Below are 22,378 nucleotides of genomic sequence, written 5' to 3'. Positions count from 1 at the left end.
AACAGATGGATTGCCACAGAATCAATGCTTCGCGCCTTTCTTTTCGGCGAAATCGATCTGATCGGAGAGGTTGCTGACCAGCTCTTTCGCCATCTCAATGGTCAGGCCGAAAAAGAGCGTCTCCTGCGGGGGCTGTTCGCGTGAGGCTGTGGGATCGAGGTAGCCGAACTGCAGCACCAGCGCCCGATGATCGCTTAAGGGGCCGATGTGCCAGCCAGTGACCGGATAGAAGGTAAAACTTTTGAATTCATTCACTTTTAAACCTGACGATGAAGCCTGACGCTGACTGAGAGTCAGGCCTGCTTTAATAGAGACATTTTCAGGTTTAAGTCTGACCGAAATCCACTTAATCACAAGGGAAGCGGCAGCCCGATGCTGCTACGTTTCCGCGCGGGGAATGATGGAGATATGCCCGTTAACCTCCAGCACCGCATATTTAATCTGATCAAATCGCTCCAGACCCTGCCCGGAGCGCGCCGCTTCCAGCACATCATCAGGACTGATGCCGGTCATCTTCATGCGGTCAGTCAGCAGATTACCATTCTCGACCAGGATCACCGGGCCGCCATCGATCACCTGCTCCACCACCGGAAAGCGACTTTTCAGTTTGCCCAGCACAATATCAATCGCTACCAGCGTGATAATAGTCAGCGCAGCGCCGGTAACAGAAAAATCGTCGCCCAGCAGCGCCTGCTGGGTGGCTTCGCTTATGATCAACAGCAGAATCAGATCGAAAGAGGTCATCTGCAACAGCGTGCGTCTGCCGGCAATTTTGAACACCACCATCAGCACCAGATAAATTGCTGCCGCTCGTACTACCGTTTCCATAGCGCGCCTCTGTCAGGGATAGATCCATTGGGTAAAACGGGCCGGAGCATGGTCGCCGCCGTAAATAGTGACGTGAATGCGGCCCGCATTGCGTGGCTGCAGGCCGAGCCAGATGGCGTGTTCCGGCCCGGTGTCGCGGGCGGAGAAGGTCAGTCGCAGATCGCTGCCCGTCGTCACCGCCTCCAGCGGCTGAGGCTGCAGCGTCTGGATTTGCAGGTTATCCAGTGCGCCCCCGCCAATCGTGATGCTGAAACGATCGCCTGTCGGCGCGTTGTAGCGAATGCGCATATCCATGTTGCTCTCGACCCGGCCAAACCGCTCATACTCCACGTGGAGTGTGCCGTCCGGCGAGCGGGCGCTGCTGTCGCTCAGAAAGCCTTTAGAAAAGAGTCCGCACGCGCCCAGCACCACCAGCAGGATTAACAGATACTCCCCTGCCCGCTGAATCAGCCATTCTCGCCGTACCCAGCGAATGTCCTCTTTTATCGGGCCATCCCGACTCACAGTGTGATCTTTTTTCACTCTTCAATTCTCTCCTTTCAGCACAACATCGCTGCCTGTAGCAGTGTGGACGAATATTATTTAGCCCGGCGCTCAACCCAGAACGACCAGCTGTGATAGATCAGCGTCAGCGGCATGGCAATCGCTGCCCCCACCAGCACAAAGCGCTGGGTGACCGGCGACGACGCGCTGTCACTGAGCGTGAACAGATGCGGCACCAGCCAGGGATAGAGTCCGCACAGCAGGCCGGTAAACACTGCGCCGATCAGCACCAGCGTCAGGATGAGCTGGACAAGCGGCCCGGCTCGCCATAAGGCCAGAGGCAACGCGATCCAGAGCATCACAATTACCCCCGCCGCGACTTTCCCCAGCGGCTGCTGCCAGCTTTGCTGCCAGAGGTCAGCATTGAGGTAGCATTCGACGAGAAAGATCATCAGCGCCAGCAGCCACCACAGCCAGCTCTGTGCCGACGCCAGTGGCTGAACTCTGTCGCCAATGCGCCAGCCGATCCAGCAGCAGGCCAGCAGCGAATTGATCGCCATCAGCCCCGCGCCGCTGACCAGCGGCACCAGGCTCAGTCCATCCGGCAGGCCGGTTTGCGGCTGTGCGCTGATGATCATCCCGGCGCACCAGCCCTGAATAAAGGTCGCCAGCGCCGAACTGCCGGCCATGACGCGATCCAGCCAGGGACGCAGTCGCGCGGAACTCTGGGCGCGATACTCCAGTGCCATCGCCCGCACCAGCAGCGCCAGCAACATGGCGAACAGCGGCATGCTTAACTTACTGAACAACACTGCGTAGACCGGCGGAAACAGCGCCAGCAGTCCGCCCGCCGCCAGCACCAGCCAGGTCTCATTCGCATCCCAGACCGGCAGAATGCTGTGCGTCATCAGCTCACGCTGTTCATCATCGTGAAACCAGCAAAACAGCATCCCCACGCCCAGGTCCGTGCCATCCAGCAGCAGATAGAGCAGCAGAGAGAGACAGATAATCAGCGCTGAGAGATCGGCCATCACAGACTCCTAATGTGGCGTTTTTAGCGCAATCACCACCGGTTGCCCCGACGGCAGTTCACCCTTCACCCGGCGCAGCAGATAACGTAAACCGAGGGCGAAGACCAGCGCATAAATCAGCAGCACGGCTACGAAAATGCCCAGCGTGGTGCTGAGGGACAGCGGCGATACGCTCTGTGCGGTGCGTAACATGCCATAGACCGTCCACGGCTGACGTCCGACTTCAGTCACCACCCAGCCTGACAGCAGTGCGATAAAGCCCGCCGGTGAGAGCCATGTCAGCCAGCGCAGCAAGCCTCCTGACATCGCCAGCCGACCTCGCCAGCGCTGCAGATTAGCTATCAGCGTGGTCAGCAGGATAATCAGCCCCAGCCCCACCATCAGGCGAAACGCGAAAAAGACCGGTAACACCGGGGGAATCGCCTCCGCAGGAAACTCGCTCAGGCTTTTGATGTGGCCGGAGAGGTTGTGCCGCAGATAGAGCGAACCAATCCGGGGCACACTGACCTCCAGATGGTTCCGCTGCGCCTGCTGGTTCGGTAGTGCAAACAGGCGCAACGGTTCGCCCTCACCCTGCGCGGGTTGGTGCCAGCTGCCTTCCATCGCGGCCAGTTTGGCGGGCTGATAGTCGCGGGTATTTTCACCGTGCAGATCGCCGAGTACGATCTGCAGCGGAACGGCAAACAGCAGAAAGGTCAGCGCGCTGTTGAGCATCAGCCGCGAAGCGAACTCCCCGCTGAAATGACGCAGCCGCCAGGCCGCAACGCCCATGATCAGCACCGCCACGGCGATCAGCGATCCCACCACCATATGACTGAAGCGCCACGGAAGGGATGGTGCCAGCAAAATCGACTGCCAGCTTTCTGCCAGAAAGACCCCATTCTGATCGCGGGTGAAACCGACCGGCGTCTGCATCCAGGAATTAGCGGCCAGAATCCAGAAAGCGCTGAGCAGCGCCCCGAGCGCCACCAGACAGGTCACCGCGAAATGCACGCCAGGCCGGATTTTATTGAAGCCAAACAGCATTACGCCGGTCAGGGCCGATTCAAGGAAAAAGGCGATCAGCACCTCATAAAACATTAAGGGGCCTATCACGCCGCCGACCTGATGCGAAAAGCGCGCCCAGTGCGTACCAAACTGAAACTCCATCACTACGCCCGACGCGGCACCAATCGCCACCGTCAGGGAAAAGATGTTTAGCCAGAAGTGCAGGGCATCCCGGGCGGCCTGCTGTTTACCCCACAGCCAGCGCGCCTCAAACCAGACCAGAAACGGTGCCAGTCCCAGCGTCAGCGCCGCCAGCGAAATATGCATGCCCATGGTGAGCGCAAACTGCGTTCGGGCGATTGTCAGAATCCAGTCGCTGTCATTCACGATGGTGTTTCCCCGAAATCTCAGACACGCAGCAGACAGCCGTGCGTTCAACTGCATCGCTGTGGATATCAGCAGGATAAAGTCTGATTGTGCTGCACGTCCTCAGCATCAGGTTTATTTCGCCAGCAAGGCGTTTATCTGTGAAGTTATCTGATCATCGTAGTGAAGAAATAAAAAATCGGCCAGCAGTCGTGCCTGCGTAATAACGACGATCACGAAAATGATTTTATTGTTACAGGATGAAGTGAGGTAAAAGCCGTTATTATTCTACGCCGCTCTCGCTGCGTTTAAATAAGAGAAAATAAAAGTAAGCGAGGCGGATAATTAATCCGCCCCGCCGTTCCGAAATAAATAGCCGAATTAAAGCCAGCCCGATCGGCGCAGTTTAGCCCACAACCCGCCGCAGGCCAGCAGCGTCAGCCCGACCGCCAGCGGATAGCCGTACAGCGACTTCAGCTCCGGCATATGCTCGAAGTTCATGCCATACATGCTGAACACCACGGTCGGAATGACCAGAATCGCACCCCAGCCCGCCAGCTTTTTGACCACCTCATTCTGCTGCACCGTCACCAGCGCCAGATTGACCTGCATGGCGCTGGTCAGCATCTCGCGCATATCTTCCGCGTCGGTCACCACATGCCGGGCGTGATCCTGCACGTCGCGGATATAGGCGCGCAGCGGACGCGGGATCAAATCTTCGTGCAGGTGGATCAGCTGGTTGCAGATCTCTTCGACGGGCAGCGCCGCATTTCGCAGCGACAGCAGATGACGCCGCATGGTGTAGACCGACTGCACCGACTTGCGATCAAATTCGCTGGTGAAGAGATCGTTCTCCATCTGACCGACCCGCTCATTCAGAGAAGTGGAGAGTTGAGCATAGCGATCCACCACAAAATCGAGCAGACAATAGAGCGGATACGCCGGGCCAAACTTCAGCAACGCCGGGTTCTCAGAGGCACGCTGTCGCACCGGCGTATAACTTTCCGATGCGCCGTGACGGATGCTGATCAGGAATTTTTTTCCGACAAAGAAATGGGATTCGCCCAGCTCGCAGGTGTCATCCTTCGCGCAAACCGTCTTCACCACGATAAACAGCGAGTCGCCATAGTGTTCGATTTTGGGCCGCTGATGGGCATTAAGCGCATCCTCAACCGCCAGTTCGTGCAGTCCGAACTCCTCTTTAATCTTCGCCATAAACTCGGCGTCTGGCTGCCACAGCCCGAGCCAGATAAATGCTTCCGGCTCCTTAATCACTTCACTGATATCATCGACCTGGACCTCTTCGCCCGCGCATCCCGGACGATACACCATGCTGCTTACGATCATCTTCTGCATTCCTGTTGTGACAGTACAAGGAGCTTAGCTAATGCCGGGCCTGTAACCGGATAAAAACAGTAAGGATTTGCTGCGACGTTGCGCAATCAGCGGATTACCACTTCAGCCCCAGTCCGGTCGAGAAGATGCCTTCATTCAGGGTATCGGGTATGCCGCTGACCAGATTGCGATGATAGCCGATATGCAGGGTTGACCAGGAGGTCAGGCTGTACCGCATCCCGACTTCCGCATCCAGCATAAAGACCCCGTCATCATCCAGCGAATGGCCGATATCGCCGTTGCTGTAAAGCGTGACCGATTTGCCCAGCAGATAGCGCTGATAGTTCCAGCGCACTGAGCCGCCGAAGTGCCGCTCTTCCCTGTCATCGCTGTAGCCATATTCAAAGGCACCGCCCAGCAGCGAGAGTGAGAACGAACTGAGTTCGGTGTCCCACAGCTGATAGCCCGGCCCGGTGCCAATCAGCGCCTGCTGCGAGAGATTCTCCACCCAGTCGCGTTTGTAGGTCGCGCGGGTCTGCCAGAAGAACTGCTCCCTGACCAGATAGTCAAAGGCGTAGCGCAGGCTGTAGTTGTTTGTGTTGATGCTGTCGTTTTCCTGCTCGCGATTGAAGGTCGCGCCGATGTCGTGCCGCCATTTACCCTGATTGAGTTTGGTGTTGAGCGCAAAACTGTAGTCATCGGTTTTGGTCGAGGCTTTTTTGACCTTCACGCCCGCATCGATGTTGCCGGTCCAGGCGAGCTGATCGGTGCGGACTTTGGCTTTCATAAACTCGTCGATGCGCCGCAGCGAGACCTGCTGCTCCTGCTCGTTACGTTCCACCCAGACATAGCCGGGATCAGACGAGGTAAGCCGTACCTGATAGTGTTCGCCGGTATGCTTATTTTCAACATTGACGGGATTTTCGCTGGCGAGCGTGCTGACCGCACTCCAGTCAAGCGTAATGGTGCCAGCGTAGTGTGTCTCTATCGCCAGCTTGCCGCCGCTAAGGTAACGGATGGTGCCGGTCAGCCGGTCGCCATTATTCAGCCAGACCGTATCAGCTGCGGCCTGCTGTGCCCATCCGGCACAGCAAAGCGAGACCAGCAGCGTGGTAATCGAGGTGGGGCAACGCATAGCTTTCCCTGTAAAGGCGTCGTCTTACACGGGCGACGCGTCACCGCAAAATCTGACCTGACAATTAAGCCGATTCCGCGACGATATGCAATCAGCCTTCAGGACAGATCATGCAGTGCTTTACCGAGCGGCGGACCCAGCGTGAAGTCGCTGAAACGGATTGCCAGCCCCTGGCGTTCCGGCGAGCAGCCCATCACCCCGACAAAGCGCCTTGCCTCATCGGGCCACGGACAGAGCCGCAACAGCGGCCAGGTCACCCCGTCGGTGGAGTACTGGATCCTCAGCGCCGCATTTTGCAGCGTGGCGCGCATCCAGAACTGCCGCGCATCACCAGGAAACACGCCGGTGGACCAGTCAGAAAACTCACGCGTCACCACACAGCCAATGGCAGGCTGATCATCGTTAAACTCGATCCCCGCCTTGACCCAGTGCGTCTCGCTATCCTGAATAAACAGACCGGCCTGATCGTAGAGCTGGCTGAAGTCCGCCCTCACCTGCACCTGAACGGTAAAATCATTTTCTACCCAGAAGCCAAAGGCGTGGCCGCTGTGCCGTTCAAAGCCGTACCAGGTGCGCTGCCAGAAATCACTGTTTAACGCGGTTTCGAACTGCAACGCATCGCCATCGAGACTGTGCACCGGCGGCTGATTAATCCAGACGCCGCCTTCGGTGGTCAGTGAACTCACTGCTGTCATAGGGACTCCTTTCTGTAAGTTAAACCGCCTGCATTCAGTCCGGGCTGCTGCATAGCGATTGTTCTGATTATCATAGCGTTGATTGGTGAACAAACAGCTGACTTCGCGGTAAATCTGATTAAGCCGGAGTGACAGGTAGAGAGGTTGTCAGGCCAGATATAACAGACCATTCAGCCTTTTCACGGCTTCGCTTATTTTCCTTTTATTCTCTTTGCGGAAATAAATAATATTTACCAGGACCAGCTCACTTAACTATTTCATTTTGTTAATTGCCTGGCTAAAACTGCATTTAACAACCAGGCTTGTTCTGTCTGAGGGCAACTGAACTCATCAAATATAAGGATTAAGCCACCATGGTAGATAAATCAGAGATTCTGGATCACGCACAGGTTGTTGATGTGAATGGCGAACATGTCGGTATTGTTGACCATTTTGAAGGCGACGACAAAATTAAGCTGGCGAAAAGCGATCCTGAAGCGGGCGGCAAACATCACATTATTCCATTCAGCTGGGTAAAAGAGGTTGATGATAATAAAGTCATCCTGTCTAAAGCCAAAGCGGATGTTGAAAGTGAATGGCAGTCTGCATAAATCGTTAGCCGTGGCGCCTGCCACGGCTTATTTCTATTCTGCGCTGTAAAATATATCCCCGGTAATTAATCGCAATCCCACTCGCCTCAGAGGCTGATATTTTCTGTCTGTGATGAGGAATAACAGCCAAACACGCCATCAATCAGCAGATAGCTTTCTGAACCCGGCAATTCAAAATGCCACCATTCCGTCGCAATGCCGGTGAAGCCACCACCCAGCATGATGGCATTAAGCATCAGCCGGTTGCGCTGTGCCTGAACGGGCACCGCAGGATGATAAGGATGGGAGTGCTCACTCATCTCATCGAAGCCCGTACCCATATCCAGGATTTCGCCGTGCTCGTCCATCAGCGTCACATCTACCGCCGTGCCGCGACTGTGGTTTGAGCCGCGCGTCAGCGGTGCGACATAGTCCTGATTCGGGCAGGCATTCCACAGAATCGCCTGCGCTGCGGGTGGCCGGTACGCGTCGAGGATCAGCAGTTTATAGCCCGCAACACGGGCAATTTCGATGCTTTTTTTCAGCGCTCTGACCGCATCAACATGCAGCAGACAGCGCGCATCGCGGTAGATCGGCTGACCGGTAAGGTTATCGGCGGTGGCATATTTAAGATCGATCGCTAACTGAGGAAATGCCTCAGCAATATCTGTCAGATTTTTACTGTCCATGACGCGGTGCTCCCTGTTTATGCGCTCTGTGGCGGGCTGGCCGTGAGCGGTAGTTTTGAGGAGGTCATCATGGCATTGCGGCGGAAGGAAAAAAAGGTGTGATGGTTTTCTGCGTTCGTGCGTGGTGTGGAATTTTGTTTACCGGGGATTCTGGCTGGCAGCGTTTATGGCTTCAGGGATCGGTACAAGCGAGATAATCAGTCTGGTGACGTCAGGATAGGCCGCGTTTTATAAATAAGCGTGGTCAGGTGAAAATCGTTATTTCATTTACGCTAAATAGAATCGACTGTCTGTTTTACATTGCCTGAAGTGTTGCAGTTAATTACTTTAATCTGAGATTTTCGCCGCAAAAAAATAGCCTTTTAACTGTGAAGAAACCTGCTGATTTACATCGATTTTCATCTGGACTTTGTCTGTATTAGTTGATTATATGTACAGGTATTTAGCGCGATACAGAGGTGTTGGAGCACCCCTGGATCGCTAATCACAATCCTATTTTACAGGAATAGAGATCATGACTGATTCAGAGTGTAATGCAGTTGGTTTAAATCCTGAAGCCCCTTCCGTTACCCGGCGTAAATTAACGGTGAGTTACGCCAGCCGGTATCCAGACTATATCCGTATTCCGTCGATCATTATGAAAGGCCAGTGGCTGGCTGCCGCGGGATTTACCACCGGCACCGAAGTTGAGGTGAATGTCACAGAAGGCCGTATCGTGCTGACCGTGAAACCACCAGAGCCGGTCGATGAGCAACTGGTCAACGCGTTAGCACAGCTGAATAAGCTGCCTGCCAGGAAACAGAAGCAGGTGCTTGCGTTGTCCGGTGTAGTTGCGGGTTAATGGCGTTGAGGTGAAAGGATGCCGCTTCGGGTTGGGGAGCGGCAGATTGAGGTTGTCGCATGATGAGTGCGTAAATTACTATTTAACTGCTGTTATCTGCCGCTAATATTCGGCATTCAATTTAAAGAAATCACCATTCTTTCTATAAAGACCAGTAGTCTGAAAAATACCTCAATACTTATGCTGTAGGATGTTAATTGCAGGCATCATGTGCCAGCAGATTACCATTTTTATAAAGGGGTGTGATTTTCTCATAATTCAATGCAACGTCTTCCATATGCCCGGTTTCCGGACAACTGTGCGGAACAGCTAAAGGGAAAGTACGGATGCACATTTTCTGTCCAGGCCAAAGTTGGATCTGGAATCCGTTTTTTATGTTTTATCGCCCGTAATGCCACTCTGTAGTGAACTTTCCCTTAGTGGATCACTAATGCAGAACCTCCACGCCTCAATTTGAGATCCTTTGCAACTCCAGCTATTTTAGGATCTGAAAATCATGTTTAGTGAGACCACGTTTTTACAGAGGCACTGTTATGGACAACTACTGGGACACAAAAAGACTCTCAAACTACTTTCTGACGATGGCAAATCTGGAGGCTAATCATTTAGTTAACATAGCCACTTCACTTTCTCAATTTCATCTCAAGGATGCTCTTGTAAGACTGAAATTCCAGGATGAGGTGCGCGAGTTCGCTCGTTTACAGATCCATACCATTCGTACTTCGAATTCTGACGATCAGTGCCAGGAGTGCATTCAGAATCTGAAGCAGGAAAGCCAGCACCTCAGGATTCAGGACAGAATGCTCAGAACGGGTGAAGCTGTCGTATCGTCTTCGGCGCAGTTTTATCATGACCATGAAAAGGTGATTGGGTATGTAATCAATGGTATCGGCGTGGTATTGAGTGGCTTACAAATCGTGGCTGGCGTCGGTCTTATTGTAGGTTCTGTCACTACAGGTAATGTTTTAGGTGTTGTAGCAGGTTCAACACTGGTGATGAATGGAGTGGGATCAGGGATTGAGAGCATAGGTAAACTCAGCGGTGTGGCCCACCCATCAAACCCAATAAGAGATAAATATGAAGATGTTGCAGATTTTTTTGGCTTTGATAAGCGACTCGGCTTGTTAGCCTATCAGGTAGTTGATTTGACAACCTCATACTATGGCATTTTCAAACTGACTTTAAAGCCAGAGGCATGGAGGCTATACAAATATCTGCCAACTGACTATTACCGAAAAGTTCAGGTTATGAGTAAACCAGCACTTGCCATAAAAGGCGCTGGAGCAGCCTATAAGGGGGTTGGAGTAGGTCTGAACCTATACCATATGCAAAATAGCCCCGCACAAAACTAACCTCTGGTTCTTCTGATAAACCTGTTAGCTTTCCAGGAGAGGTTCAGTGGAGTCACAAAATAGACCACAAGGAATGCAAACGTCAGAACGATAATATATGGAATGGCATTTGAAGCATCTGCATTGAAAATGCCATCCAATCCAATAAGCATCAAAATAACAAGAGCAATGACTCCGCCCCAGAAGCGTTTACTCAGATCAATAACGAGGCTTTGGAGTGTGTCTTTTTTTGATTCGTCTTTTTTAATGATGCTCTTCAGCTTACCGATGTCTTTAGCAGAGAAGCCGTTATTATAGAGTTCTTGCTCAAATTCGTTCATCTGATTCATCCTGAATAACGTTGCGATACGTGCGAAATATAGCACAGTGAAACAGACACATGCTAACTAACCTGCTTACCTGGCCAGCACTGGTATCAACGTTCCTCACCTCAGAAGGCTCTGTTTGAACATCATACTTATCATGCAATAGCGCATAATATTAAAATGCTATATGCAAAAAACACTACGAACTATTAACAGATCGTAAGCGTAGAAAAAATACAACTCTATCCAGACTGCCATGCGAGTAATGCTGGCAATTAAATTTATGGAAACAATTAAGAGTAGAATATTCAGGTATCGTACTGACAGTAAAGGAAAAAAGAGTCTTAGGGTACGAAACAGAAGAGAGAATTTGGTACGCCCTACAGGATTCGAACCTGTGACCTACGGCTTAGAAGGCCGGTGCTCTATCCAACTGAGCTAAGGGCGCATGGAGATGGCACGGATTATACGTCGGGAAGCGGGGACGTCAACGTTTTTGCCGCTTCTCCGCAGCGAAGTGCTGCGGTAATGACCAATTGACGTCAGTGACGCCTGCGCCATTCGCTTAGCGACACGAGTTTACTGGTGCCGGTAAATTCTCCTTCCAGCTCAATCCCTTGTGATGTGAAACGCGCATTGTATTGCTCACGAAGTGCGTGCAGCTCCTGGCTGTCCGGCTCCAGCTGGCGCAGAAAGCCCAGCGCAAGCAGCAATTGCTGGCGGCTGATAAGCGGTGGAAAACCGGCACGAGTGAGAATCGCATGCCAGCGCTGACTGTTCTCCTCGCTGCCGTCAACAATCAACACCTGCCAGATCAGCACTACCGCTGCACCATTATGCAGATGCGTTTCATTATCTTTGCTGAGATAGTCGGTAAACTCTTTCGACGCCTCTTTCCCCATCATAGAGATCATTGATTCCACCTGTACCGGTGGCAGCTGCAGCCGTTTGCTGAGCCGCTGAGCGGCGTGGCGTGAGCCCGCGGTGAGCAGCTGAAATCCAGCGACAAATACCACCGCCAGCGTAGCAAGCATTATCCAAATCATTACATCGTCCCCGGATTGTCCTGCAGATATCATACGCATGCAGGCTGGCACTCGTCGCGACGAAAAAGCCGGAAAGCATCTACGCGGCTGAAACTGTGACTGACAGCGCGCCGCGCTTCTGACAAAATACCCCCCTTCCCCGATTCAACACAACACAGTGGATTTCCTCTCTGATGGCAGCAAAAATTATTGACGGTAAAACGATTGCGCAGCAGGTGCGCGTTGAGGTTGCGGAAAAAGTGAAGCAGCGTCTGGCCGCCGGAAAACGTGCGCCAGGTCTGGCAGTGGTTCTGGTGGGTGAAAACCCGGCATCGCAGATCTATGTGGCCAGCAAACGCCGCGCCTGTGAAGAGGTCGGTTTCCACTCCCGCTCTTATGATCTGCCTGCCACCACCCGCGAAGCTGAGCTGCTGGAGCTGATCGATAAGCTCAATCAGGACGATGAAATCGATGGCATCCTGGTGCAGCTGCCGCTGCCAGCGGGCATCGATAACGTGAAGGTGCTGGAGCGCATCACGCCGGATAAAGATGTCGATGGCTTCCACCCTTATAACGTCGGTCGCCTGTGTCAGCGTGCGCCAACCCTGCGTCCCTGCACGCCACGCGGTATCGTGACGCTGCTTGAACGCTACAACATTGACACCTATGGCCTGAACGCTGTGGTGGTCGGGGCGTCCAACATCGTCGGTCGTCCGATGAGCATGGAGTTGCTGCTTGCGGGCTGCACCACCACCGTGACTCATCGCTTTACCAAAGATCTGCGCCATCACGTTGAGCATGCCGATCTGCTGGTCGTTGCGGTGGGTAAGCCCGGCTTTATTCCGGGCGACTGGATCAAACCAGGTGCCATCGTTATCGACGTGGGCATCAACCGTCTGGACAGCGGCAAAGTGGTGGGCGACGTTGATTTTGACAGCGCATCAGAGCGCGCCTCCTACATCACCCCGGTGCCGGGCGGTGTCGGGCCGATGACAGTCGCAACACTGATTCAAAACACGCTGCAGGCGTGCGAAGAGTTTCATGATAAAGAGGATGTATAAATGACGAGTTTCTCACTGGGTAAATTCCCGCATGTCGATCTGTGTGACCTGCTGAAGCTGGAAGGCTGGGTTCAGAGCGGCGCACAGGCGAAAGTCGTGATTGCCGAGGGTGAAGTGAAGGTCAATGGCGCGGTTGAAACGCGCAAGCGCTGCAAGATCGTTGCCGGTCAGACCGTGGAGTTTGCCGGTTTCCGCATCACTGTGGTCGAGTAATTCCCGGGCGTCCCTGCGGGGACGCTGTCACAGCAGTTCATCTCCTTTCACACACGTCTCCCCTTCCCGCTGTTCCAGTGCAATATGATTCACCGCCGTATGCTGCGCAATCAGCGTTGCGAGGCGGGGTGAATGGCTGGTAATCCAGAGCTGACTGTACTGACTGGCTTCGGCGATTAAACGCGCCAGCGCAGGCAACAGATCTTCATGCAGACTGTTTTCCGGCTCATTCAGTGCCATAAAGGCGGGTGGGCGCGGGCTGAGCAGCGCCACAACCAGACAGAGAAACCGCAGCGTGCCGTCTGAAAACTCCGCGCTCTCCAGCGGACGCAGAATACCCTGGCGGGACATCAGCATCTGAAAGCGACCGTTCTGCACCTCAACATCAAACTGGCTGTCAGGAAACGCCTGCGCCATCACCTCAAACAACAGTTCTGAATGACCGCGTTCCACGATGGTCGCCCACGCCGCTGCCAGATTACTGCCATCATGGCTCAGCACCGGCGCGCGCACGCCAATCTGTGGTGCCCGTATCGGTGAGCCAGGCCAGACGGCGAACTCATGATAGAAGCGCCATTGATGCAGCCGTTCGCGCAGCTGCGACAGCTCCGGGTAGAGATGCGGTTCGCCAAGCTGACCAAACAGCGATTCTTCCGGATGAAGCACCGCCGGCCAGGCGACGCGATCGCCCTCAACGTTGTGCAGAAAGGCGGTCTGATTTTCGCGCTGCATGATGCAGGCAGAAGGACGACGACGCTGGCCGCTGAGCCAGAGCCGTTCCTGCTTCACCAGCGGATCGAGATTGAACAGGCTGGTCGACAGCGGCTCGGGAAAGCCAATCTCCAGCTGGTAATCCATGTCATCCATGACCACAGCCAGCTCCAGCCGCTTTGGATCGTGTCGGCGATCGCCACGCCGCAAGCCGCCCGCCCACATTGCTTTCTGAATGCCGCCTTCATCAGCCAGTGCGAGCGCCAGACGACCGCTGGCCGCCTCGTGCAACAGCCGCACCGCTTTATAGAGGTTGGATTTACCGCAGCCGTTGGGACCACTCACCACATTCAGCTGTTGCAGTGACAGCGTCAGGTTACGTATTGAGCGGAAGCCGCGGATCTGAATCTGTTCAATCGCCATAATAAAAAAGGGCGATTGCTCGCCCTCTCCGGTTTATTTTCGACGCCAGCTGGAGCCCTGTGGCCCATCCTCGACGATGACACCCAGCGCGTTAAGTTTGTCGCGCGCGATGTCCGCTTCCGCCCAGGCTTTGGCTGCCCGCGCATCGGCACGGGCTTTCACCCAATGCTCAATCTCGGCAACTTCTTCATCATTGACCTGTGCGCCGCTTTGCAGGAACAGCTCAGGATCCTGCTGCAGGATGCCCAGCACGTTAGCCATCTCACGCAGCTTCGACGCCAGTCCGTGCGCTGATGCGCCGTCTTCGCTTTTCAGGCGGTTAACTTCACGCGCCATATCGAACAGCACCGAGTAGGCTTCCGGAGTGTTGAAATCATCATCCATCGCGCTGCGGAAACGCGCTTCAAACGCTTCGCCGCCGTGGGCTTTCACGCTGCTGTCGGTGTGACGCAGTGCCGTATAAAGGCGCTCCAGCGCTGCACGCGCCTGATTCAGGTTATCTTCGCCGTAGTTGAGCTGGCTGCGATAGTGACCGGACATCAGGAAGTAACGCACCGTCTCCGCATCATAATGTTGCAGCACGTCTCGCACGGTGAAGAAGTTGCCGAGCGATTTAGACATCTTCTCGCGGTCTACCATCACCATGCCGGAGTGCATCCAGTAGTTGACGTAAGGACCGTCATGGGCGCAGCTCGACTGGGCGATTTCGTTTTCATGGTGCGGGAACATCAGGTCTGAACCGCCGCCGTGGATATCGAAATGGGTGCCCAGCTGTTTGCAGTTCATCGCCGAACACTCGATGTGCCAGCCAGGACGACCGTTGCCCCACGGCGATGACCAGGCTGGCTCATCCGCTTTGGACATTTTCCACAGCACGAAGTCCATTGGATTGCGCTTCACGTCGGCGACTTCAACGCGTGCGCCCGCCTGCAGCTGCTCCAGATCCTGACGCGACAGCGCGCCGTAATCGGTGTCACTCAGCACATCAAACATTACGTCGCCATTGTCCGCCACATAGGCGTGACCACGCGCGATCAGTGTTTCCACCAGCTCAATGATTTCAGCGATGTGGCGGGTCGCGCGCGGCTCCTCATCAGGAGGCAGGATCCCCAGCGCAGCGAAGTCGTTGTGCATCTCGCCGATCATGCGGTTGGTCAGGGTTTCGATGCTCTCGCCATTTTCATTGGCGCGCTTGATGATTTTGTCATCAATGTCGGTGATGTTACGTACATAATTAAGCTGATAACCGAGGTAGCGCAGGTAGCGCGCCACCACGTCAAACGCCACGAACGTCCGCCCATGACCAATGTGACAGAGGTCATACACCGTGATGCCGCAAACATACATCCCGATTTTACCGGCATGAATGGGTTTGAATTCCTCTTTCTGTCGACTCAGGGTGTTATAAATCTTAAGCATTGAACGGTTCCGTTTTCGCGTGTGGTTGACACTTTTAAGTATCCAGACATTGTGCCGTATTTTTATCGCTCGCGCGACGCAAAGCAAGCCAACTGCGCCGCGCTGCTGACGCGTCATTGGAAATTATGATATAAGAACGGTCGACAAAAAGGGGTACGCCGATCGACAACGCGACCTCAGCAACTGATCACAACCTTTACAGGACGACAAAAATGGTAACTTTCCAGACGAACCATGGCGATATCGTAATCAAAACTTTCGATGATAAAGCGCCGGCAACCGTACAGAACTTCCTGGATTACTGCCGTGAAGGTTTTTACGACAACACCATTTTCCACCGCGTAATCAACGGCTTTATGATTCAGGGCGGCGGCTTCGAGCCGGGCATGAAGCAGAAAGACACCAAAGCCGAAATTCAGAACGAAGCAAGCAACGGCCTGAAAAACACCAAAGGTACGCTGGCAATGGCTCGTACCTCTGCGCCGCACTCTGCGACCGCACAGTTCTTCATCAACGTCGCTGATAACGACTTCCTGAACTTCCGTGACGAAAGCGTTCAGGGCTGGGGCTACTGCGTATTCGCTGAAGTGGTTGAAGGCATGGATGTGGTCGAGAAGATCAAAGCGGTTTCTACCGGCCGCAGCGGCATGCACCAGGATGTGCCAAAAGATGACGTCGTTATCCAGAAAGTGACCGTCAGCGAGTAATGTCGCGCACGCTGTTTATCGCAGATCTCCATCTGTGTCAGGAAGAACCGGCGATTACCGCCGGTTTTCTGCATTTTTTACAGCGCGAAGCGCCCCACTGCGACGCGCTCTATATTCTCGGCGATCTGTTTGAAGCCTGGATTGGCGACGACGATCCCAATCCGCTGCATCAGCAGATTGCCAGCGCCCTGCGCGCCCTGCCGGTTCCGGTTTACTTCATTCATGGCAATCGCGACTTCCTGATTGGCCGACGCTTTGCGCGCGCCAGCGGTATGACGCTGCTGCCGGAAGAGCAGGTGCTGACGCTCTACGGCCACCGGCTGCTGATCATGCATGGCGATACGCTCTGTACGGACGATGCGGGTTATCTGCGCTTTCGAGCCAAAGTGCACAATCCGTGGATCCAGCGACTGTTCCTGGCGCTGCCGTTGTGGATACGCAAACGCATCGCCGCCCGGATGCGCGCCGACAGTAAACAGGCCAACCAGCACAAATCCCAGACCATCATGGATGTGAACCAGGATGCCGTGGCCGCCGCCATGCTGCGCCAGCAGGTGCCGCTGTTGATCCATGGTCATACTCATCGCCCGGCGATTCATACGCTGAGCCTGCAGGGTGAAACGGCGCAACGCGTGGTGCTCGGTGCCTGGCACAGCCGGGGTTCCATGATTCAGCTCGACGCCAGCGGCATTCAGCTCATCCATTTCGACTTCTAATCTGCGGTTAACTCCCCGACTTCAGGCTGACGCAACCGTTTTCCTTGCGTGCTTCTCATGCTATTCTCGGTGCCCTTCAAAACCTGTCCGCTCGGCCAGGTCTGTTTGTTCATTCACAGGAGTTGACCGCATGTCATCCAACGCCCCGGCCCGCATCGCCCTTGTTATGGGTTCCAGAAGTGACTGGGCCACCATGCAGTTCGCCGCTGAAATCCTCACCAGCCTGGACGTCCCTTTTCATGTTGAAGTGGTCTCTGCGCACCGCACCCCGGATAAACTGTTCAGCTTCGCCGAAACGGCAGCCGGTAATGGTTTTCAGGTGATTATTGCTGGCGCAGGTGGCGCGGCCCATCTGCCGGGTATGCTGGCGGCTAAAACCCTGGTACCGGTGCTGGGTGTGCCGGTGCAGAGCGCTGCCCTGAGCGGCGTCGATAGCCTCTATTCGATTGTGCAGATGCCGCGCGGTATTCCGGTTGGCACGCTGGCAATTGGCAAGGCGGGCGCAGCCAATGCCGCGCTGCTGGCCGCACAGATTCTGGCGCTGCACGACAGCGCGCTGGCGTCACGTCTGAATAACTGGCGTCAGAGCCAGACCGATGAGGTGCTGAACCATCCCGATCCTCGGGAGGATGTATGAAGCCGGTTTGCGTACTGGGCAATGGCCAGTTAGGTCGTATGCTGCGCCAGGCGGGTGAGCCGCTGGGTATCGCGGTGTATCCGGTGGGCCTGGACGCCGATCCCACTGCCCTGCCAATCGCCGATAGCGTGATCACCGCCGAAATCGAACGCTGGCCGGAGACCGCGCTGACGCGCGAGCTGGCGAGCCATCCGGCCTTTGTGAACCGGGATATTTTTCCGCGTCTGGCCGATCGTCTGACGCAGAAACAGCTGCTGGATCAGCTGGGGCTTGCCACCGCACCGTGGCAGTGGCTGGCGGATAAAAGCGAATGGCCCGCAGTGTTTGATTCACTGGGCGAGCTGGCGATAGTCAAAAGCCGCACCGGTGGTTACGACGGGCGGGGGCAATGGCGTCTGCGTGCTGATGAAACGCACCAGTTGCCGGATGCCTGTTATGGCGAATGTATCGTTGAGCAGGGCATCAACTTTTCCGGTGAAGTGTCACTGGTGGGCGCGCGCGGTCACGATGGCTCGGTGGTGTTCTATCCGCTGACGCATAACCTGCATCAGGACGGCATTCTGCGCACCAGCGTGGCGTTCCCGCAGGCGGATCCGGCACAGCAGCAGCAGGCCGAATCGATGCTGGGCGCGATCATGCAGGCGCTGAATTACGTGGGCGTGATGGCTATGGAGTGCTTTGTTACGCCAGCCGGACTGCTGATCAATGAGCTGGCGCCGCGTGTGCACAACAGTGGTCACTGGACGCAGAACGGTGCGTCGATCAGCCAGTTTGAGCTACATCTGCGCGCTATTCTTGGCCTGGCATTGCCGAAGCCGGTGGTGTTTGCGCCGTCGGTAATGGTGAATCTGATTGGCACCGACGTGAATCTCAGCTGGCTGCAGCAGCCGCTGGTTCATCTGCACTGGTATGACAAAGAGGTGCGTCCGGGTCGTAAAGTGGGCCACCTCAATCTGACCGACAGCGATGCAGAGCGGCTGAAAGCGGCGCTGAATGCGCTGGTGCCTCAGCTACCTGAAGAGTACGCCAGCGGCATCGCCTGGGCCATTGAAAAGCTGTAGTTTCCCGTTACCCGCCTGCGGGTAATGGGTGCGTCTGGATAAAGGTCAAAGGCGGCCTCGTGCCGCCTTATTCCAGTCCTGCCTTATGCCGCATCAAACTTCCTGAACAACGCTTTCCCTTTCAGTAACCGGATTCCCAGCCAGCCGCCACACAGCGATAACAGCAGTGCGCCGCACAACGGCAACGCCAGCCATAATGTCCAGTCAGGCTGCCATGGGAAATCGAAAATCTTTGTCTGTAATCCCCACAGCGCCGCTTCTGCTCCCATTGCGGCCGCCACGCCGGAGACCACGCCGAGCAGCGCAAACTCACACCACAGCGTGGTGCGCAGCAGGCGTTTGCCCGCACCGAGCGTGCGATAGACCACCAGTTCCTGCCGACGCTGCCGCATCCCGACCTGAATCTGCGCCAGCAGCAGTAACACACCGCAGGCGGTGACCAGTACCACCATGATCTCCAGCGCCCGGCTGACCTGCGTCAGTACCTGACCGATCTGCTGCATAATGCTGCCGATATCCAGCAGACTCAGCGCCGGGAAAGCACGGTTCAACTGCGCCAGCAGAACAGGATTCGCCTCCATGCGGAAGCTGGTGAGCCAGGTCTGCGGCTGGCTGTCGAGCGCACCCGGCGGGAAGATAAAGAAGAAGTTCGGCTTCAGGCTTTCCCAGTCCACTTTACGCAGGCTGGTGATACGGGCGCTGAACGTCTGCGTATCGCCGTCGAACGTCAGGGTATCGCCAATTTTAAGCCCCAGACGGTCCGCCAGTTCCACCTCCATCGACACTTCCCCGGCCTTTGGCGGCCAGTTGCCTGCTACCAGCGGATTGTGATCCGGGCGCTCGGCCAGCGCCGTCAGGTTGAGTTCGCGATTAAGGGCATTATCCAGTTTCGGATCGGCCGGCTTACCGTTGAGTTCACTGAGCCGCACCTGCGCAATCGGATAAAAGGTTTCGGGTTTGATCTGGTGCGCCTGCAGGAAATCACGCACCTGCGGCACCTGATCCGCCGTCATGTTGAGCAGGAAGAAGTTCGGGCTATCCGCCGGTAACTGCTGCTGCCAGCGATCCAGCAGATCGCCACGCATCACCAGCAGCAGCGCCAGCAACATAAACGACAGCGAAAAGGCCGCAAGCTGACTCAGCGTCATACCAGGCTGGCGCAGCAGCCGGTTGATCGCCAGTCGCAACGCCAGATTGCGCACCACCAGCCGCCGCAGCAGCAGAAGTGTTCCCCAGCCGAGTAACGCCAGTAATCCTGCCAGCACCACCACTCCCGCCAGCAGCGCCCAGAGCATTTTACTGCCGCCGACCAGCAGCGCTAACAGCGCCACCACCACCACGATCATTACCGGAATATAGAACTTCAGCGGCCAGAGGTTCGCCACCGCATCGCGCCGCAGCACCCGCAGCGGCTGGGTTGCCAGCAGCAGACGATAGGGACGCAGGCCGACCAGCAGCGAAATCACAAACAGCGAACCCACCGCCCAGATCCACGGCCAGACGCTGGCCGCCGGTAAGCTGGCGGGCAATACCGGTTTCAGCATCGTCATCAGGATCGCTTCCACGCCCTGCCCTACAATGCCTCCGGCAATCGCCGCCAGCAGCAACACCGCCAGCCACTGACCGATGATCAACCGCTGCAACGCGCCATGCGTCGCGCCCAGGGTTTTCAGCACCGCCACCAGATCGTAGCGGCTGCGGCAGTAGTGACTCATGGCGACCGCCACGGCGGCAATTGCCAGCATCAGCGTCAGCAGGGCCGAGAGCAGCAGGAACTGCTGCGCCCGCTGCATCGAACGGCCCAGCGCATCTTCCGAGTTCTCCACGCTGATCCAGCGCTGGTCCGCCTTCAGCTGCGGTTCAATCCAGCGATCATAGCTGGCTAGCTGTTCGGGATTACCGGAGAATTTATAGCGCCAGGTGATGCGGCTGCCCGGCTGAATCGCACCGGTTTTGCCAGCATCCGCCAGATTGATCAGCAGGCGCGGCGCCATCTCGAACGGGTTAAAGCCGCCATCCGGCTCCTGGATTACCTCACCGCTGATGCGCAGCTGGGTATCGCCGACTTCCAGCGTGTCGCCTACTTTAAGATTCAGCAGCGCCATCAGGCGCGGTGCTGCCAGCGCGGTGCCCGCCTGTGGCCGCAGACCTGGCGGCTGCGTCTGCAGCGTGCCAAACATCGGGTAGCGGTCATCCACTGCTTTGACTGAAGCGAGCTGCGGTGACTGTTCGGCAAAGGTCATAGTCATAAAGGTCAGCTGAGAACTGACCTTCAGGCCGGTTTCCTCTGCCTTTTTCAGCCAGGCTTCTGGCGCAGCATCGGTACTGCGCAGCGTGCGGTCACCGGCCATAAAATCACGGCTCTGCTGATTCAGCCCTTTTTCCATGCGATCGCTGATCGACCCCAGCGCCAGTACGCAGGCCACCGCCAGCGTCAGGGCCAGCCAGACAATCAGCAGCGAGGGCGAACGCCACTCGCGCCAGAACCAGCGCCAGATCATTGCTCCTCCCACAATTTACCGTCGCGCAGCCGCAGACGGCGATCGCAGCGCGCCGCCAGTTGCTCGTCATGCGTCACCAGAATCAGCGTGGTGGCGAAGTCGCGATTAAGGGAAAACAGCAGATCGGCGATGCGGTCACCGGTTTTACGATCGAGATTGCCGGTGGGCTCATCGGCAAACAGCAACCCCGGACGACCGCTGAAGGCGCGGGCCAGCGCGACACGCTGCTGCTCGCCGCCCGAAAGCTGGGCGGGCAGATGATGCAGACGTTCACCCAGCCCGAGCAGCGTCAAAAGTTCACGTGCCTGTTCGCGGCTCTGGCGGTCGCTGTCGCCACGCAGCAGTGAAGGCAGCTGCACGTTCTCCTGCGCATTCAGGGTCGGCACCAGCATAAAGGACTGAAACACAAAGCCGACCTGACGGGCTCGCAGGGCCGCACGCTGCTCTTCGTTCATCTGGTGCAGCGGCTGCCCCAGCAGATGGACTTCGCCGCTGCTGCCATCGTCCAGCCCGGCCAGGATTCCCAGCAGGGTGGACTTGCCGGAGCCGGACTCGCCAATCAGCGCAATGGTCTCGGCTGGTTTGACAACCAACTCAACTCCGGTAAGGATGGTTAACTGATGCTCTCCCTGACCGACGGACTTAGTAAGATGATGAACTTCAACAATGTTTTCCGCTGGCATTATCCCTTCCTGTTATTGATTCTTCTGCTGGTGTCACGTCTTGCTGCTGCCGATACCCTGATGGTGCTGGGCGACAGCCTGAGTGCGGGCTATCGCATGTCGGCCACCGCGGCCTGGCCCAGCCTGCTCGATAAGCAGTGGCAGCAGAAACCGAAAGTGGTCAACGCCAGCATCAGCGGCGATACGGCCGCACAGGGACTGGCGCGCCTGCCTGCGCTATTAAAACAGCATCAGCCGCAATGGGTGTTAATCGAACTGGGCGGTAACGATGGTCTGCGCGGTTTCCCGCCCGACGCTATCGCACAGAATCTGAGTAAAGTGATCGACGATGTCAAAGCCGCCAATGCGAAACCGCTGCTGATGCAGATCCGCCTGCCCGCCAACTATGGCCGCCGCTACACCGAGGCGTTCAGCGGCATCTATCCTGGACTCGCGCAGCAGCATGATATTCCTCTGGTGCCCTTTTTCATGGAGCAGGTCTATCTGAAACCCGAGTGGATGCAGCAGGATGGTATTCATCCCAATCCTGATGCCCAGCCGTTTATCGCCGGGTTAATGGCAAAAGAACTGGCTCCCTTAGTTAAGCAGCCGTAGCGCGCCTGGAT

Annotated in this window: 25 protein-coding genes and 1 tRNA gene; 10 read left to right on the top strand and 16 right to left on the bottom strand. The window is 55.9% G+C overall.

Features of this window, described 5'->3' with window-relative positions; all coding sequences use genetic code 11:
* Positions 1–21: 21 nt before the first annotated feature.
* The 8 genes from ACN1CO_RS01115 to ACN1CO_RS01080 form a co-directional block, all read right to left on the bottom strand.
* A complete protein-coding gene (locus ACN1CO_RS01115; RefSeq protein WP_419137043.1) occupies positions 22–255 on the bottom strand; it encodes a hypothetical protein in 234 nt (77 codons plus the stop codon).
* A 123-nt stretch (positions 256–378) separates the two neighbouring features.
* Positions 379–828 (bottom strand): DUF421 domain-containing protein, encoded by a 450-nt coding sequence (locus ACN1CO_RS01110; RefSeq protein ID WP_419137041.1) that lies wholly within the window; start codon positions 826–828, stop codon positions 379–381.
* A 12-nt stretch (positions 829–840) separates the two neighbouring features.
* Positions 841–1,350, bottom strand: coding sequence for a hypothetical protein (locus ACN1CO_RS01105; protein WP_419137040.1), 510 nt, complete (start codon positions 1,348–1,350; stop codon positions 841–843).
* A gap of 56 nt (positions 1,351–1,406) precedes the next feature.
* Positions 1,407–2,342 carry a cytochrome d ubiquinol oxidase subunit II gene (locus tag ACN1CO_RS01100; RefSeq protein ID WP_419137038.1) on the bottom strand — a complete coding sequence of 312 codons (936 nt, stop codon included), beginning with the start codon at positions 2,340–2,342 and terminating at the stop codon, positions 1,407–1,409.
* 9 nt (positions 2,343–2,351) lie between these two features.
* Positions 2,352–3,716, bottom strand: coding sequence for a cytochrome ubiquinol oxidase subunit I (locus ACN1CO_RS01095; protein ID WP_419137036.1), 1,365 nt, complete (start codon positions 3,714–3,716; stop codon positions 2,352–2,354).
* Between the two features lie 360 nt (positions 3,717–4,076).
* On the bottom strand, positions 4,077–5,042 hold the full coding sequence (locus ACN1CO_RS01090; RefSeq protein WP_090963108.1) for a magnesium and cobalt transport protein CorA: 966 nt from the start codon (positions 5,040–5,042) through the stop codon (positions 4,077–4,079).
* Between the two features lie 103 nt (positions 5,043–5,145).
* A complete protein-coding gene (locus tag ACN1CO_RS01085; RefSeq protein ID WP_419137033.1) occupies positions 5,146–6,165 on the bottom strand; it encodes a DUF481 domain-containing protein in 1,020 nt (339 codons plus the stop codon).
* 98 nt (positions 6,166–6,263) lie between these two features.
* The gene (locus ACN1CO_RS01080; protein WP_419137031.1) at positions 6,264–6,860 is read right to left on the bottom strand and encodes a DUF1349 domain-containing protein; all 597 of its coding nucleotides are present in this window, start codon (positions 6,858–6,860) and stop codon (positions 6,264–6,266) included.
* Between the two features lie 353 nt (positions 6,861–7,213).
* Here ACN1CO_RS01080 and ACN1CO_RS01075 point away from each other — a divergent pair, with 353 nt between their 5' ends.
* Complete coding sequence (locus ACN1CO_RS01075) at positions 7,214–7,450, top strand: DUF2171 domain-containing protein (protein ID WP_003854080.1); 237 nt, start codon at positions 7,214–7,216, stop codon at positions 7,448–7,450.
* A gap of 86 nt (positions 7,451–7,536) precedes the next feature.
* Here the strand turns inward: ACN1CO_RS01075 and ddpX are convergent, their stop codons facing one another.
* Positions 7,537–8,118: a D-alanyl-D-alanine dipeptidase gene (gene ddpX / locus ACN1CO_RS01070; RefSeq protein WP_419137028.1), complete on the bottom strand. Its 582-nt coding sequence runs from the start codon at positions 8,116–8,118 to the stop codon at positions 7,537–7,539.
* 514 nt (positions 8,119–8,632) lie between these two features.
* On the opposite strand from ddpX, the gene ACN1CO_RS01065 reads away from it, so the two are divergent.
* Both ACN1CO_RS01065 and ACN1CO_RS01060 read left to right on the top strand, forming a co-directional pair.
* Positions 8,633–8,959 (top strand): SymE family type I addiction module toxin, encoded by a 327-nt coding sequence (locus ACN1CO_RS01065; protein ID WP_419137026.1) that lies wholly within the window; start codon positions 8,633–8,635, stop codon positions 8,957–8,959.
* Between the two features lie 533 nt (positions 8,960–9,492).
* On the top strand, positions 9,493–10,311 hold the full coding sequence (locus ACN1CO_RS01060) for a DUF4225 domain-containing protein (protein WP_419137024.1): 819 nt from the start codon (positions 9,493–9,495) through the stop codon (positions 10,309–10,311).
* Here ACN1CO_RS01060 and ACN1CO_RS01055 read toward each other — a convergent pair.
* The 3 genes from ACN1CO_RS01055 to ACN1CO_RS01045 form a co-directional block, all read right to left on the bottom strand.
* Positions 10,308–10,631, bottom strand: coding sequence for a hypothetical protein (locus tag ACN1CO_RS01055; protein ID WP_419137022.1), 324 nt, complete (start codon positions 10,629–10,631; stop codon positions 10,308–10,310). The genes ACN1CO_RS01060 and ACN1CO_RS01055 overlap by 4 nt on opposite strands.
* A gap of 356 nt (positions 10,632–10,987) precedes the next feature.
* Positions 10,988–11,064: transfer RNA gene (locus ACN1CO_RS01050), tRNA-Arg, on the bottom strand.
* 94 nt (positions 11,065–11,158) lie between these two features.
* Positions 11,159–11,662: a DUF1198 family protein gene (locus ACN1CO_RS01045; RefSeq protein WP_419137020.1), complete on the bottom strand. Its 504-nt coding sequence runs from the start codon at positions 11,660–11,662 to the stop codon at positions 11,159–11,161.
* A gap of 173 nt (positions 11,663–11,835) precedes the next feature.
* Between ACN1CO_RS01045 and folD the strand changes: the two genes are divergently transcribed.
* Together folD and ybcJ are read left to right on the top strand one after the other, a co-directional pair.
* Positions 11,836–12,702, top strand: coding sequence for a bifunctional methylenetetrahydrofolate dehydrogenase/methenyltetrahydrofolate cyclohydrolase FolD (gene folD, locus ACN1CO_RS01040; RefSeq protein WP_033731804.1), 867 nt, complete (start codon positions 11,836–11,838; stop codon positions 12,700–12,702).
* Positions 12,703–12,915 (top strand): ribosome-associated protein YbcJ, encoded by a 213-nt coding sequence (gene ybcJ, locus ACN1CO_RS01035; protein ID WP_003849455.1) that lies wholly within the window; start codon positions 12,703–12,705, stop codon positions 12,913–12,915.
* 27 nt (positions 12,916–12,942) lie between these two features.
* Here ybcJ and ACN1CO_RS01030 read toward each other — a convergent pair whose 3' ends face one another.
* Both ACN1CO_RS01030 and cysS read right to left on the bottom strand, forming a co-directional pair.
* The gene (locus ACN1CO_RS01030; protein WP_419137016.1) at positions 12,943–14,049 is read right to left on the bottom strand and encodes an AAA family ATPase; all 1,107 of its coding nucleotides are present in this window, start codon (positions 14,047–14,049) and stop codon (positions 12,943–12,945) included.
* A gap of 33 nt (positions 14,050–14,082) precedes the next feature.
* Positions 14,083–15,468: a cysteine--tRNA ligase gene (gene cysS / locus ACN1CO_RS01025; RefSeq protein WP_033782242.1), complete on the bottom strand. Its 1,386-nt coding sequence runs from the start codon at positions 15,466–15,468 to the stop codon at positions 14,083–14,085.
* Between the two features lie 212 nt (positions 15,469–15,680).
* Between cysS and ppiB the strand changes: the two genes are divergently transcribed.
* The 4 genes from ppiB (at position 15,681) to purK (ending at position 18,589) form a co-directional block, all read left to right on the top strand.
* Positions 15,681–16,175 (top strand): peptidylprolyl isomerase B, encoded by a 495-nt coding sequence (gene ppiB / locus ACN1CO_RS01020; RefSeq protein WP_419137014.1) that lies wholly within the window; start codon positions 15,681–15,683, stop codon positions 16,173–16,175.
* Positions 16,175–16,891 carry a UDP-2,3-diacylglucosamine diphosphatase gene (gene lpxH / locus ACN1CO_RS01015; protein WP_419137012.1) on the top strand — a complete coding sequence of 239 codons (717 nt, stop codon included), beginning with the start codon at positions 16,175–16,177 and terminating at the stop codon, positions 16,889–16,891. The genes ppiB and lpxH overlap by 1 nt, the downstream gene beginning before the upstream one ends.
* A gap of 130 nt (positions 16,892–17,021) precedes the next feature.
* Positions 17,022–17,528: a 5-(carboxyamino)imidazole ribonucleotide mutase gene (gene purE / locus ACN1CO_RS01010; RefSeq protein WP_419137010.1), complete on the top strand. Its 507-nt coding sequence runs from the start codon at positions 17,022–17,024 to the stop codon at positions 17,526–17,528.
* Positions 17,525–18,589 carry a 5-(carboxyamino)imidazole ribonucleotide synthase gene (purK, locus tag ACN1CO_RS01005; protein ID WP_419137008.1) on the top strand — a complete coding sequence of 355 codons (1,065 nt, stop codon included), beginning with the start codon at positions 17,525–17,527 and terminating at the stop codon, positions 18,587–18,589. Before purE ends, purK begins: the two co-directional genes overlap by 4 nt.
* Positions 18,590–18,672: 83 nt before the next feature.
* Here purK and ybbP read toward each other — a convergent pair whose 3' ends face one another.
* Together ybbP and ybbA are read right to left on the bottom strand one after the other, a co-directional pair.
* Positions 18,673–21,090, bottom strand: a complete 2,418-nt coding sequence (ybbP, locus tag ACN1CO_RS01000) for a putative ABC transporter permease subunit YbbP (RefSeq protein ID WP_419137006.1) — start codon at positions 21,088–21,090, stop codon at positions 18,673–18,675.
* On the bottom strand, positions 21,087–21,773 hold the full coding sequence (gene ybbA, locus ACN1CO_RS00995) for a putative ABC transporter ATP-binding protein YbbA (RefSeq protein ID WP_010259059.1): 687 nt from the start codon (positions 21,771–21,773) through the stop codon (positions 21,087–21,089). The genes ybbP and ybbA overlap by 4 nt, the downstream gene beginning before the upstream one ends.
* Between ybbA and tesA the strand changes: the two genes are divergently transcribed.
* The gene (gene tesA / locus ACN1CO_RS00990) at positions 21,741–22,367 is read left to right on the top strand and encodes a multifunctional acyl-CoA thioesterase I/protease I/lysophospholipase L1 (RefSeq protein WP_139229468.1); all 627 of its coding nucleotides are present in this window, start codon (positions 21,741–21,743) and stop codon (positions 22,365–22,367) included. The two genes, ybbA and tesA, sit on opposite strands and share 33 nt — an antisense overlap.
* Positions 22,368–22,378 lie beyond the last annotated feature (11 nt).

The sequence above is a fragment of the Pantoea sp. R13S299 genome (genome assembly GCF_048515925.1).
Taxonomy (GTDB): domain Bacteria; phylum Pseudomonadota; class Gammaproteobacteria; order Enterobacterales; family Enterobacteriaceae; genus Pantoea.
The sequence above is the reverse complement of the archived record's forward strand: the minus strand, read 5'-3'. Positions and strand labels throughout refer to the sequence as shown.

What these genes read in the sequence shown, in the direction of transcription:
- ACN1CO_RS01055 (WP_419137022.1), bottom strand. Translation starts at nt 10,631, where the DNA reads ATGAACGAATTTGAGCAAGAACTCTATAATAACGGCTTCTCTGCTAAA.
- cysS (WP_033782242.1), bottom strand. Translation starts at nt 15,468, where the DNA reads ATGCTTAAGATTTATAACACCCTGAGTCGACAGAAAGAGGAATTCAAA.
- ACN1CO_RS01065 (WP_419137026.1), top strand. Translation starts at nt 8,633, where the DNA reads ATGACTGATTCAGAGTGTAATGCAGTTGGTTTAAATCCTGAAGCCCCT.
- ACN1CO_RS01060 (WP_419137024.1), top strand. Translation starts at nt 9,493, where the DNA reads ATGGACAACTACTGGGACACAAAAAGACTCTCAAACTACTTTCTGACG.
- ybbP (WP_419137006.1), bottom strand. Translation starts at nt 21,090, where the DNA reads ATGATCTGGCGCTGGTTCTGGCGCGAGTGGCGTTCGCCCTCGCTGCTG.
- purE (WP_419137010.1), top strand. Translation starts at nt 17,022, where the DNA reads ATGTCATCCAACGCCCCGGCCCGCATCGCCCTTGTTATGGGTTCCAGA.
- ACN1CO_RS01030 (WP_419137016.1), bottom strand. Translation starts at nt 14,049, where the DNA reads ATGGCGATTGAACAGATTCAGATCCGCGGCTTCCGCTCAATACGTAAC.
- ACN1CO_RS01080 (WP_419137031.1), bottom strand. Translation starts at nt 6,860, where the DNA reads ATGACAGCAGTGAGTTCACTGACCACCGAAGGCGGCGTCTGGATTAAT.
- ybbA (WP_010259059.1), bottom strand. Translation starts at nt 21,773, where the DNA reads ATGCCAGCGGAAAACATTGTTGAAGTTCATCATCTTACTAAGTCCGTC.
- lpxH (WP_419137012.1), top strand. Translation starts at nt 16,175, where the DNA reads ATGTCGCGCACGCTGTTTATCGCAGATCTCCATCTGTGTCAGGAAGAA.
- ACN1CO_RS01110 (WP_419137041.1), bottom strand. Translation starts at nt 828, where the DNA reads ATGGAAACGGTAGTACGAGCGGCAGCAATTTATCTGGTGCTGATGGTG.
- folD (WP_033731804.1), top strand. Translation starts at nt 11,836, where the DNA reads ATGGCAGCAAAAATTATTGACGGTAAAACGATTGCGCAGCAGGTGCGC.
- purK (WP_419137008.1), top strand. Translation starts at nt 17,525, where the DNA reads ATGAAGCCGGTTTGCGTACTGGGCAATGGCCAGTTAGGTCGTATGCTG.
- ddpX (WP_419137028.1), bottom strand. Translation starts at nt 8,118, where the DNA reads ATGGACAGTAAAAATCTGACAGATATTGCTGAGGCATTTCCTCAGTTA.
- tesA (WP_139229468.1), top strand. Translation starts at nt 21,741, where the DNA reads ATGATGAACTTCAACAATGTTTTCCGCTGGCATTATCCCTTCCTGTTA.
- ACN1CO_RS01085 (WP_419137033.1), bottom strand. Translation starts at nt 6,165, where the DNA reads ATGCGTTGCCCCACCTCGATTACCACGCTGCTGGTCTCGCTTTGCTGT.
- ACN1CO_RS01075 (WP_003854080.1), top strand. Translation starts at nt 7,214, where the DNA reads ATGGTAGATAAATCAGAGATTCTGGATCACGCACAGGTTGTTGATGTG.
- ybcJ (WP_003849455.1), top strand. Translation starts at nt 12,703, where the DNA reads ATGACGAGTTTCTCACTGGGTAAATTCCCGCATGTCGATCTGTGTGAC.
- ACN1CO_RS01045 (WP_419137020.1), bottom strand. Translation starts at nt 11,662, where the DNA reads ATGATTTGGATAATGCTTGCTACGCTGGCGGTGGTATTTGTCGCTGGA.
- ppiB (WP_419137014.1), top strand. Translation starts at nt 15,681, where the DNA reads ATGGTAACTTTCCAGACGAACCATGGCGATATCGTAATCAAAACTTTC.
- ACN1CO_RS01100 (WP_419137038.1), bottom strand. Translation starts at nt 2,342, where the DNA reads ATGGCCGATCTCTCAGCGCTGATTATCTGTCTCTCTCTGCTGCTCTAT.
- ACN1CO_RS01090 (WP_090963108.1), bottom strand. Translation starts at nt 5,042, where the DNA reads ATGATCGTAAGCAGCATGGTGTATCGTCCGGGATGCGCGGGCGAAGAG.